This window comes from Bradyrhizobium sp. 153 (assembly GCF_023073835.1).
Classification (GTDB): domain Bacteria; phylum Pseudomonadota; class Alphaproteobacteria; order Rhizobiales; family Xanthobacteraceae; genus Bradyrhizobium.
The window spans coordinates 1-11784 of the sequence record NZ_JADPKH010000056.1 but is presented as its reverse complement, the minus strand read 5'-3'; the positions used below and the strand labels follow the sequence as shown (position 1 = coordinate 11784).

Genomic DNA, 11784 nt, shown 5'->3' with positions numbered 1-11784 from the left:
TGTCCACCCACGCAGCCTGGGCTTCCGTAGCGGTGACCTGCGCCGTCCAGATCACGTCCTTGCCGATCTGCCTGACAATCATCACCCGCTCGATCGCGGACCCGGCGGCATCCATTTGGTAGCCCGCATACAGACGCACGGCCGCCTCGGGCAGATCGAGGAGGGGCATCTCGTCGTCATAATCCTGCTGTTGCAGGGTCTGGTAGTTAGCGTGTTGGCCTAACCCGTTCACCTTCTTGACCCGGATCAGCGCCTGATCCCGGTAGTTGAGCAGGTGAAGCCCCCGGCGATCCAGGAAGTTCACCCCAGGCGTGCCGTCGAAGCGGTCCATCAGCGCTCGTTCGGCGTGGTCGTAGATGCAGCACGCGGCAGCGCGATCACTGTGCTGCGCACGAACCGCATCCGAGTACCCGTCACCGTTGTAGGTGGCGACCGCCTCGTACAAGGCGTCGTGGATGCCGAGCAGCAGGGGCTCGATGATCGCCATCTGGCGCGACTGGTCTTCTTCCACGTCCATAAGGCCCTCTCCATCCGGCAGCACGTCGCGCCCTTGGAAGGATATGGCGGAAAATATAACCGTTTCAATAACCGAGCCGCAACTCCTTGTCGGGCCTTACGCTTTGGACTCCTGGGCGTCCCAGACGAGAGCCCTGGAAGCGCTACAATCCGATCTCGACAGCGAGATTGTCGGCGAACAGGGCCCCCTCACGGACGTACCGGCGCAGGGTGCTGAGCGAGGCGTGACGGGTCTGGTGAGCGATCCGGATCTCGCCAACCCCGGCATGGGCGGCCGAGGTCGCGAACCCCGCCCGCATGGAGTGGCCCGCATAGGCCGCCGCGTCGAGCCCGGCGGCGCCAGCGCGGCGCTGGACGATCAGCGCGACGGCGTTGCCGGACAGCCGCCCGCCGAGGCGGCCGTGACGGTCGACGGCGCGGAACGCCGCCCCCTCGGCGATCCCGGTCGCGGCAAGCCACGCCGTGTAGGCGGCGGCCGGACACGTCGCCTGTCCCGTGCGCCCGACCGCGAGCACCGCGCCGCGACCCTCGGCGTCGGTCTTGCTGCGCCGGATCGTGACCCGCAGGCCCTCGGGCAGGACGGCGATGTCGGCCACGTCGAGGGCGGCCAGCTCGGAGCGCCGCAACGCGGCGGCGGTGCCGACCAGGAGCAGGGCGCGGTCGCGCCGGTCGGCGAGGCCGTCGCCGAGCCCGGCGAGCACCTGCTTCAGGCGCGGCACGGTCAGGGCCTCGGCGCGGCGCTGGGCGGAGCCGCGCTCGCGCCGGAGGCCCGCCAGCACGTCGGCCACGGCCGGGTGGCGCACGTCGAGGCCGAGCCCGGCCCGGCGGTGCCGGGCGGCGAGGCTGCTCACCCGCCGGGCGAGGGTCGCGAGCGACAGCCGGTCGGCGCAGTCGGCGAGGTAGAGCCCGACCACGGCCGGGGCGGCGGGCAGCGGTTCGAGGCCGCGGGCGGCGCACCACCCCGCGAATTCCCGCCAGTCGGCCTCGTAGGCGCGGAGCGTGTTAGCGGCGCGCGCCTGCCGAGCGAGTCCGGCGGCGCGGGCGGCGACCGCTTCCAAGTCGAGCGCGGGGCCGATTGCGGTCTCTGCGACAGGGGTAGGAAGGGTGGTCACGGGGAACCCACGTCGTTGGAGGTTTCGGTCGCCAGCAGGTTCTGGATGAGCGTTCGGTGCGTGTGGTTGATTGAGAGGGTCCAGTCGATCTCGCACAGGAGGCGCTCGGCGCAGGTCCGCGCCTTCGTGCCGGGGTCGAGGCCGTGGAGGAGGTGAACTTGCCGTTCGCGCCGCCGCTCAGTCTCGGCGATCTCCCGATCTGCGTCCGCGAGCGCGTCATCGAGGAGCGATGAGGCCGGGACGGGCGCGACGGTCATCCCTGACCCCTCAGGTCCTGGAGCTGGAGTCGGGCCTCAAGGACAAGGCGTAGTTTCGCGTCGGCGAGATCGAGCAGATCCTGGGCGCTCGCCGGGAGGTCGGGGCGTTCCAGGGCCTCCTTCAGCACCCGCTGTTCCTGACGCAGGCCGTCCAGGGTGCGCATGTCCTCCGACATCAGCCGGTCCTGCTCGGCGGTGTCGGCCCCATCCCGGATTAGGGCGAGGAGCCCAGCAGTCCGCGCGGCCGAGCGCATCTCGATCGCGGCGATCTCCCGGCGCACGTCCCGGAGCATCTGCTCCAACAGCGCCACCATGACCGACTCCGTCTTGACCTCCGATAAGCGTCATTATCACAGCCCAGAAGACGCCACCCCGCGGCTGCCCACACCCTAGGCAGCTCCTTCACGAAACTGTGAATTGCCGCCAATTCGGGCTTTGGCGAGCCGCCAAATTCCATTAGGTTACTTTTAAGAATGTATTCACATGTGGCCAGTGAAGTCCATCGACTTCACTGGGGTGGCGAATGCCCCTCCACATGTGACGGGTCTCTCCCGTCTTTATGATGTCGTTCTTGCTCCTTGTAGCAGTATTTCTCAGCTTTTTCAAGATACTGTCTGCCGGTCCGGCCCACTTATCCAATGGTCTCCGCTCTGTACTTTCGGCAAAGAGCGATATTCATAGACGGCCTCGCAACTGGAAATGCCGGGGCCTCACATGTCCAACTCCAATCAGAACGAAGACCGCAAAGATCAGAATGCCTCCGCTGCGCCGGAAGCTTCAAACCCGCTGCGCCCTCATGATTGTCGATATCTCGTACAGGTCAGGAGAGCCGGTCACCTTTCATGGGAGTGCCGCAAGGAGAATGCCCTTCTTCTGAGTACCGCGACGTACGTTGCGGGCGTCCCCGTTCCGGAAGACGTGCGGATCGAACTCTGGGAATGCGAGATCGAGGATTTCGAGATCGATACCTGGGACCGCGTGCGGCTCCTCAAGCGTGACAACAAGGAAATCACGCCCGAGGACGAACGCGCGTTTGAGCGGATCCGGGTGCGCGTTGACCGGTGTCTGACCTGTCGGTGCAAGGTCCCACCGAACGTCGATGACGGGCCGAATTTCGACCGTACCATCGGCGATCTCATCATCGACGCGCGCGCCAAGAAAGACGCGGAGGCCAAGCCCGCTCCCGTCGTTCCTCAGCCGGCTCCGGCTCCGGTGCCGCCGAACCTCACCCCGAAGGCCGAACAGAAGCGCAAGCCCAAGTCCCGCAAGCCGGTTCGGAACGATGGGTGGGGCAGGGACTAGCGCGCCGGCCCGTGGATCGGCCGCTCAGCGGCCGATCCCACGTCCACGATCTCGCCGCATCACGGCGCGGACCCTCAGTAACTCCTGTTCGATACGATGGCGCTCAATCTCCTCTCGACGCAGGTCGCGCTCACGTGCCGAGGCCTGCTCACCATCTCCCAAAGCCAAGCGCCGCTCAGCTTGTTCGTGCCTCAACGCGCGCTGTCGTTCCTGTGCCTTGATGCGCTCATCGGGAGTCAGGCGCTCCCCTTCGCCGCGTGCCAAGCGACCCACCGACACCGCGAGGTTGGTATCCCGCAGCGAGGCCATGGCACCTTCGCTCAAGCTTTGACGCAGGCGGTCGCCGAGTTGCAACCGAAACTGCGCGGCCTTTCGGAGCAGCGTGCGCAGGGTCGCGGTCAGCGTTTGTCGGCGGGCACGCTCAATCCGGAGCGCGTCTACGGCCTCGCCTTGGTCGGTCTGAATGCCAGCGCGGGTTCGGAGGTGGTGTCCCCGCCCGAGCTTCGGCTCCGGCTTCCGATCAAGCACGAAAACCGCTGCGTCGGCTTCGTCCGCCTTCTCCGTGTCACCGCTGGCGCGCGCATCGGCAGCCTCAGCCTTGGCGTCCTCGCATTGTGCCGCGAGCGAGAGGTGGCTGACCCGCGTCGGCGCTCCGGCACGCTCGAGCGCTTCGTTCAGATGCGAAGCCCACGCTTCACGGAGATGCAACAGGGTGTCTCGAGCGTCGAGAGCTTTTTCCTTGCCTTCGAACCCATCGGGACCGACGCGACGAGTCGAGATCAGCACGTGAGCGTGCGGATTGCCGCCGTCCGGATCGTCTTTTCCCGTCCGTCCGTCGTGGTGCGCGATGTCCGCGACAAGACCGAGCGCGACAATCTCCCGCTCGACGAACGCGCGGACCAGCCGGACGCGATCCTCGACGCTCAGCTCGCGCGGCAACGAGAGTACGGCCTCTTTCGCGAGCCTACTGTCGACCCGGCGTTCGCTCGCCTCCACCATCTGCCAGAGCTTCTGGCGATCCGTGCGAGCCCATGCCGGTGCGCTTGGGGGAGCGAGGAGTTCGCGCGACGAGACGCCCTTGCGCCGCCTGTAGTCGAAGACTTGGCCGCGGCGGGCGCAGACCATCCGGGTGCCGGAGCGATAGGCGGCTGCGGCGACGGCCGAACGCCCGCCGGAGCGGCCGATCACCTTCAGCTCGAAGCGGTACAGCGCCATCCCGTCACCGCGCCCTGTGCGCACATACGTGGTCCAGCGGCCCGACGCTGGCTCGGTTTCAGGGTGAGGAACCCTGACGTCCGGCGCCTAAGCGCCGGACTGGGGGGAAGCCGTCCGGCGGGGCGCAGCCCCTGAGGACCGCGGGTGTCGGACGCAGTCCGAGACGTAACCGCGCCCTTCGGGACTCAACCCTAGCTTTGCCCGCCCCTCGAATGCAACTCTCAAAAAGCGAGCTTCGAACATGGACACGACCGAGACCAAGCCGAAGCGCATCAAGCGCACCCCGGAACAGAGGCTGACGGCGCTTGCCGCTGAGACCGCACGTGTGGAGGCAGAAATCCAAGCCAGGGATGAACGGGAGGCGAAGGTCGTCGGCGCTGTTGTGATCCGATGGGCCTACGACAGCCCTGCCAATGCCAAGCAGCTGGTCTCGATCATCGACAACGACGGTCTTCCGGATGTGGACCTCCGAAGGGTCACCGACCTTCTCGGCCGCCTGCACATCTTCTCCATGAGACAGGATCCTGTTCCGCCCACCGAGACGGAGCACTCGTAGGACCCTGCCGACAATGGACGGCGCGAACTCAACCGACCCCGTCATTGAGTTGCTCGACACGCTCAAGGCAGTCCGCCGCGACGTGGACCGACTCGGGCAGGACATGCAGGGGACGCTCAAGGCCGCACAGGCGGCCGAGATGGCGGCTGCAAAACCTCGTACCCTCACCCTCGACGTGTCGGCCCTCGGGCCGGCCTTCGGAACGCTGTCCGACCGCGTCGCGTCGTTGGACACGACGGTCTCCGCGCTCGGGGCCGACCGACTGCGCAGCGAGGTCGTGGCCGCGCTGCACGACGCGCGCGGTGAGATCGACGCAGCGACGCACGGGGTTCGACAGGCAACGGCTCGGCTGACACTTCGCCTCACCGCAGTTCTGAGCCTCGTCGTGCTGGGCGCCACCGGCGCACAGTTTGCCGGCGTCGCCGCGTCTACCTTCTGGGGTCAGGCGGAACGCGCCCGCCTCGCCGCCGAAGTCGAGCGCCTGCGCGTCGCATTGCCGACGCTCCAGGCGCGGGCCGAGGACTGGCAACGCCGCGCAGGCCGCGTGGTGCTGACGAACTGCCAGTCCGATGACAGGCGCACGCGCCTGTGCGTCCGCATCGACCTGAGCGCGCCGCGGTTCGGCCCGCGTGGCGAGTACGCCGTGCTCGACGGCTACTGAGTGCGCAGCGGGCCGTTCGGAATGACGATCGGGTGCATGAGCCTACCGCATGGATGGCACTCGCCGTGACGGACCCGGTCCGGAATCGGAAGGTGGCCTTGCCCTCGCCCGACCCTGCCTCCCGGCAGCTCTTTGCGACGTTTCCGCTGGCCGCTGACCGCTCCAAGATTGCGCTTTCTGAGATCCTCTGTCCGTGGGCTCGAGTTTTTTGAAGGCACCCCCCCCGGTTCGGCCGCCCTTCGCGATCCAAGCCCGCCAAGCGGCATCCACGATGGTGATGCGGTTGGGATCATTGCGCCGGCCGAGAAGGCGGCGCTCCTCGACGTGGAGAAGCCCGGAACGGGCAGCCGTCCGGATCGCGTTGCGTGCCGTCGAGGCCGACACCCCGGCTCGCGCCGCGATGGCCGACACGCACAGTTCACATGCGCCGCGCGCCCGCACCTCGTCGGCGATGATCCGTAACGCGGCGAGTTCGCCAGTCGTGTGCCGGGCCGCGAGCGCCGGGGGCATTGGACCAGAGGCAGCCAAGGTCCGCCGTCGCTCTAGTGACCGAGCGCGATCCGGCGAGCGCTGATGGCGTTTCGGGGGGAAGATGGACGGTCGGCCCGGCGGGGCGTCGCTCCGCGGCCGGGAGCTAGCAGGCCTTCGCGGCGGCACGGGCGCGGCCGGGATGACCGTCCGCCCCTCGATCAGCGCCGACAGCGCCTCGGCCTCGGCCTCACTCACCTGGCCCGCCCCGAAGGCGCGCCACAGCAGCGCCGCCACCTCGGGCAGCGCGCCCCGGGGCGCAACCTCGACGGCGCGCCTAAGTTCTTCAGCGAACATGTCCCAGCCCTTGCGGGCCACGGCACAGCAGCGAGCATCGCCTTAGCGGGCGACACCCTTCCACAGAACGAGCAAGACCGTTGACGGGATTGGCGTCCCGTCTTGACCCCTAAGGGTGCTCGTGAGACTGTCGGGAGGTGTTTGATCCCCCGCCGGTCTCTATGAGATCGGTCCACGGCCTCTCAGGTTGGCGCCTGAGGGGCCGTTGCTTTTTCTACGTTGCCGTCGTGGCGGTTATCTCCTCGAACCGGCACGAGTCCGGCATTCGCCCACCATCCCCGTACCGACACAGGCAGTCAACACGGCTACGGTAAGCCCTCCCTCGACGGGGGTCTCGAAAGGGCGGTCAGATACCCTTTCGAAAGAGTTATGGACACACCCTCTCGTCCGTCTCATTCCGAGTGACCGAGGGGCTGTCATGAGCGAGGTGTCGAAGGGGGTTTCGTCCCGCATCATGACGTATGCGGAGATCGAGGAAGCATTCTCTCTGAAACCGGCTTCAGCTCGGCAGCTCGTGCGCCGACAGGGCTGGCGTAGGCTCCCCGGTAACGACGGTAGGACCCGGATAGAGATCCCTATCGAAGAGTTTGAGCGGGCTCTCAAGAGAGGTGTCGAAACCCCTCTCGATGAAAGCGAAATCGATGCTGAGCCTCCTGTCGAAGGCCCTCTCGAAAGGACCTTCGTTGCCTTCCTAACCGCCCATATCGAACGGCTCGAGCGGGCTCTCACAGAGGCGCAGCAAGCTCTGTCGCAGGCGGTAGCTGACAGGAGCGCCGAGACTGAGAAATCCGATCACTTAGTCGGGGAGGTCGCCGCTCTCGCTCGGCAACTCGCCCAGGTCGTTGAGGAGGCCGGGGGTCGCGAGCGCGAGCTGCAAGCGCGATTAGCATTGGCCGATGCCGCAGCGGCTCAATCACGGGTAGAGTTGAGTGCTTTGGAGAAGAGAGCCGAAGCGGAGACCGCCCAGGCCCGCGCCGAGCTGGAAGCCTGGAAAGCACGCCCATGGTGGCGTCGGCTCGCCGGCTGAACCGCAGTTGTGCACCAGTCCGGATCTGGGAGGCTGTAAGTTCGTAGATCGTCGTGGGTACGGGTGTCCGTCATGAACGAGAGATCGCGTCGCCCACCACAGGAGCCAGGGCGGCCGGGATCCTACTGCAAGCGGCGTGCGGTCTCTGGTACCGGCAGATCGCGGCGGGCGGCCTCGGGGGCTTCCTGGCGGTCCGTGACCCAGATTATCGCAGCGCGCTCGGCCGCGGTCACAACCCGCCCTGGGCCTGCTGCACGGGCTTCCGAGATCAGGGCCTCCAGGGCCGATCTCAGCTCATCTGTGAAGGCGTCGTCGTTCACCCGGTTTGGACCTTTGGTATTTCGTCTACGCCAACTCGGGGTCATCGCAGAGGATGTTCGAAAACGTACGCTAAGCGCCCATACCTATGCAGATTGACAGCGCGGAGACGAACGTTCTCTCTCCGCCTCGTGTCCCGAGATCTCGCCTGCTTGCTTACCAGCATGAGCCGCTGCTGCACGCTAAGTTTTTAGGAAGCCAAGATCATAAATCATCGGTGCTAGCTTCGATGTCAGCGTCTCGTAGGTTGAGTCAAAGACAGCAAATTCGGTTTCGATTTTGTCTTTCTGTTCCTCGCGTCGACCAAGAGCGGATCGGATCTGATACCATCCAACATCGGGGCGATTGAGTTTGAGGCTTTGACGAACGCTATATACATCGGTGATGGAGAAATACGTTTGCCAAAGGATTTTACCTGCTCGTAAGACTGCGGAAGCCTCAACCGAAAACTTCTTTTTATGTAGGTATTGAACCATAAAATCTGATTCAAATCGGTCAGGTGCATTAACTTCAGCCTCGGTGAACGGAATAAAGTGATTGACCAGACTCCATTGGCGACCATTCCACTCCAATCCGTTCGCGCCAGCCGTCAGATTTTGTGTGCTGAACAACATCCAGACTAAGCAGTCCATCTTAAATTCTTCAGTAAGAGGCTCATCAGGCTGTAAGAACTGATCCCGATCATTGAGCCACGACGGCTTAACTAGACGCCGTACCGCAAACACAACTGCCGATTTCCAGAGATTTTCCTTGGTGACGAAAAAACCGCCTGCGCTACAGTACCCTGATGATAGCAAGGCGGTAAGATTTGCGTGTTGAACATCACCACCGGGCGCAATCATTCCGCCGATCGCTCCGTCTGCCCATTTAGTGCCACGCACATCTTTAATACTAGTCGTTGGCACGAGCGCGCCTTTCAAGGGCAGGGCGTCATCCTTATTAGACCTTGCCCGCTTAATCCAATTGCTCAGAAATCGCTCACTTGGTAGATTATAGAATTGCTTTTCGCCAATTGCTTCGCCTTTTTTATTAAGAACCTCCGCAACTATGTTTGTAATTGGTGTCTTCTTTTTTGCGGAATTATCGGTTTCCCAAATAAGGAAGCCAATAGGGAAATTCCCATTTAGACCATCGAATGCTTTGCTAGGCACCAAGAAACCGCCGAGATAAGATGCATTCCAAAACGACCTGAATGGCTCAAAATTTGGAGCATTTACATATTTCAAGGTACTGAACATAGCCAAGGTAGCGTTTGGTATCTCTTTGGCGATCCGCACTAGAAATTGCACGAATAGTTCGCGCGAAGCGTATCCAAAATCACTGATCGTTTTAGCAATCTGCGTCTTTGAAACGCTTTTTTTGCTCTCTGAATTTTTCCCACGAGAACTTGTGATGTTATCTATGTTTGCAGCTTCTGCATATGGCGGATTGATAAGTATCAGGATCTTTCGACCTTCGGCGATTGCCTGCCGCAGAGCGGGCGGCACTTTGTTGGTGAGGCTATAGTCAATTCTGCCATCAGCCGTAATGTCATCATTGAGATAATCATATTGAAACCGAGTGGCGGAAACGCAGGTTCTAGTAGCTTTCATAACATCGACGTCAGCTTGATCTAATGTACTCATAAAAACGTTTCGCGGGTTGGAATGCTTGGTTTCCAAGTTCCCAACGCCGCAGCACATGTCCCAAACTATGTAGTTCTTCTGCCAGTTCTTCCCAAGAACGTCGGCTAACTTATCGTAGGCTTTATCAACCACGTGGAGTGGAGTATAGAAAGCGCCCTTGAAGCTACGCTCGTCTAGCGGGATTAGGGAGTCGCGACGCTCTAATAAGTAATTGCGATACTCCTCATCTGGTGGGCGGTGATAAATTGACCAGAACTGACGGTAACCCTCACGATTACCTAGTTTATAAAGTTTACCGTCGAGGGAAAATACGGGCGCTTCTCCTTGATGGAGAAGTTCGGCCGGCAAGTTTTCATGAGTCGCCTTGGTTCCGTCATGCATGATGTCGGCGAAAAAGAGAAGGGCATATTTATCTACCGGAGCACCGCCGATTTCCCGACCGATCATCTCGACCCATTTATCGAAAACTTGCTTCAAATTATCTGGCGTGATCGAAATGCGGATAATATCGCCCTTTGTCAGAGCGGCTTTTACAGTACTGATGAATTCATCTTCGTGCGTCGCTATCCTGAACGAGACCATCCTTGTTCCAATGAACGCGGATACTTGGTCGAGCGCCTCCTTCGGGAATTTAGTAGCCGACTTGCCCCATTTTATCGTCTTCTTTTTCAAAAATGGAATAACATCAGCGGTCTTCATCAGAGCCGCCTTCTCAGTATCCATTACTGCCAGGAACGGTGGTAACTCGTCCCCTTTATTCAACCCATCCTGCACATAATGCAGAAGCTGGGTGAACATCTTATAACTTGAGTCCTTGCCGTGATGTTTAGCCTCGAACCACATTTCCTTCGTACGAATATCAATTAGCCCTTTGGTATATTTCTTCAAGCCTAACGCCTGAATGTAAACATCTTTGACGTCTTCCTCGCTGCGGACATCTTGTAGTTTTTTGTACAGAGACATTATGTTCCCGCTGGACCATGCCCGATGCACGGTAGACATCGCCGTTCGCATATGCCGTGGCAAGCGCTGTGGCAGCGTCGTGAATATCCTCACCCATGGGGTTCTCGTAGTCGAGGGCGGCGGAGACAACGCCTACTGGACACGCGTCCTCGTCACGTAGAAGGGGACCCAAAACTCAGTTCGAAACCACGAGGCGTAGGCCCTGGCGCGGGAGATACGCGCGCTCAACGTCGGCTTCGTTCGCAGCCAGAAGGCGCGCCAAGTCAGACAAGCTGTATCCAAGCTCGTTGCAGTGATACTTGATGATATCTCTAAGGCGCCAAGGTTCTTCTACCTGTATTTCGTATGGCTCACCCTCGTTGAAAGATTTATTATACTGAACATTCATGTTTTTGTACTGAGAATCAGTAATTAATTTTAGGTCGTAAGTTCTTTTAATCAAGCTTTTTATAGAGACCTTCCAGTACGCTTTCACTCTACCGAGAGCAGTAATCTTAGGAGATATCAAATATGATTTGATATCCGAGGCAGGCATGAGGAAAGCCGCAGCGAAGCGGTGCGCCTCCTCTTCCATCTTCTGATCGTCGTCAGGCACGGTGTGCATAACGATGTGTCCAAGCTCGTGCGCGAGCGAGAAACGGAAGCGGTCCCCGGCAACATCCTTGTTCATGAAGAAGAGCGGTGGCATGCCCTCCGAACGGAAGCTGATGCCGTCCAGAAGCTTGGTGTGGAAGCTCGTCATGATGACGATGCCGCCCGCCTGCTCAATCGTATCAACCACGCAGGCGACCGGCCCACGCGGCAGCATCCAGTACGCGCGCAGCCGCTCGGCGACCTTCTCTGGCGTGAGGCCGCTCTCGTCCAGGTCGATCTGAGGGATCGGCTTGGCGACTTCCAGGTCGTAGGAGCGCAAGAGCCTCGCCACGTGCTGACGCCGGATGTTGATGACCGCACCGATCCGCGCGAGTGGCTTCGCGCCGAGCTTCGTGCGCTTGCGGTAGTGAAAGGCGGGGAACCCGATCGCGCGCTCGCGCTGATGGAAGAAGGCTGTAGGGAAGCGGAGTGCCTTCGCGAGGTTGCCCAGCACCTCGTCGGAGGGTTGGCCGATCAGGCCGTGTTCGAGCTTCGAGATGAGCGCCTGCGTGACAGACGCCTCTCTCGCCAGATCAGCCTGGGTCATCTCGCGCGCCTCACGCGCGAGTCTCAGCATGTCAGCGTTGAAGACCGCGTCGGTCACTTAGCGTCCTCGTCTCGCACGCGCCGCCTCAAAGTCGGTCCGACCAGTGTCAGGGATCCGCTCCGGCGTGATGTCCACCCACGCAGCCTGGGCTTCCGTAGCGGTGACCTGCGCCGTCCAGATCACGTCCTTGCCGATCTGCCTGACAATCATCACCCGCTCGATCGCGG

General features: G+C 61.7%; 11 protein-coding genes. 4 read left to right on the top strand and 7 right to left on the bottom strand.

Translation table 11 applies throughout. The features are described from left to right. The 4 genes from IVA91_RS14650 to IVA91_RS14635 all read right to left on the bottom strand — a co-directional run. A partial coding sequence (locus IVA91_RS14650) for a hypothetical protein (protein WP_247458865.1) occupies positions 1-517 on the bottom strand: 517 nt, incomplete at its 3' end. Between the two features lie 142 nt (positions 518-659). Then, positions 660-1574 carry a tyrosine-type recombinase/integrase gene (locus IVA91_RS14645; RefSeq protein ID WP_247304047.1) on the bottom strand — a complete coding sequence of 305 codons (915 nt, stop codon included), beginning with the start codon at positions 1572-1574 and terminating at the stop codon, positions 660-662. 50 nt (positions 1575-1624) lie between these two features. Then, positions 1625-1885: a hypothetical protein gene (locus IVA91_RS14640; RefSeq protein WP_247299890.1), complete on the bottom strand. Its 261-nt coding sequence runs from the start codon at positions 1883-1885 to the stop codon at positions 1625-1627. Continuing rightward, a complete protein-coding gene (locus IVA91_RS14635; protein ID WP_247299892.1) occupies positions 1882-2199 on the bottom strand; it encodes a hypothetical protein in 318 nt (105 codons plus the stop codon). Before IVA91_RS14635 ends, IVA91_RS14640 begins: the two co-directional genes overlap by 4 nt. Before the next feature lie 400 nt (positions 2200-2599). Between IVA91_RS14635 and IVA91_RS14630 the strand changes: the two genes are divergently transcribed. After that, the gene (locus tag IVA91_RS14630) at positions 2600-3187 is read left to right on the top strand and encodes a hypothetical protein (protein ID WP_247299893.1); all 588 of its coding nucleotides are present in this window, start codon (positions 2600-2602) and stop codon (positions 3185-3187) included. Positions 3188-3211: 24 nt separating this feature from the next. Here IVA91_RS14630 and mobQ read toward each other — a convergent pair whose 3' ends face one another. Next, positions 3212-4402 (bottom strand): MobQ family relaxase, encoded by a 1191-nt coding sequence (gene mobQ, locus IVA91_RS14625; RefSeq protein WP_247299895.1) that lies wholly within the window; start codon positions 4400-4402, stop codon positions 3212-3214. Between the two features lie 241 nt (positions 4403-4643). Between mobQ and IVA91_RS14620 the strand changes: the two genes are divergently transcribed. From IVA91_RS14620 to IVA91_RS14610, 3 genes are all read left to right on the top strand, one after another. After that, the gene (locus IVA91_RS14620; RefSeq protein ID WP_247299899.1) at positions 4644-4958 is read left to right on the top strand and encodes a hypothetical protein; all 315 of its coding nucleotides are present in this window, start codon (positions 4644-4646) and stop codon (positions 4956-4958) included. Positions 4959-4971: 13 nt separating this feature from the next. Then, positions 4972-5619: a hypothetical protein gene (locus IVA91_RS14615; protein ID WP_247299902.1), complete on the top strand. Its 648-nt coding sequence runs from the start codon at positions 4972-4974 to the stop codon at positions 5617-5619. Between the two features lie 1243 nt (positions 5620-6862). Beyond that, positions 6863-7471: a hypothetical protein gene (locus tag IVA91_RS14610; protein ID WP_247299906.1), complete on the top strand. Its 609-nt coding sequence runs from the start codon at positions 6863-6865 to the stop codon at positions 7469-7471. A gap of 500 nt (positions 7472-7971) precedes the next feature. Here IVA91_RS14610 and IVA91_RS14605 read toward each other — a convergent pair whose 3' ends face one another. Beyond that, a complete protein-coding gene (locus tag IVA91_RS14605) occupies positions 7972-10377 on the bottom strand; it encodes a hypothetical protein (protein WP_247299909.1) in 2406 nt (801 codons plus the stop codon). Positions 10378-10552: 175 nt separating this feature from the next. Then, positions 10553-11614, bottom strand: coding sequence for an XRE family transcriptional regulator (locus IVA91_RS14600; protein WP_247299911.1), 1062 nt, complete (start codon positions 11612-11614; stop codon positions 10553-10555). Positions 11615-11784: the final 170 nt, after the last annotated feature.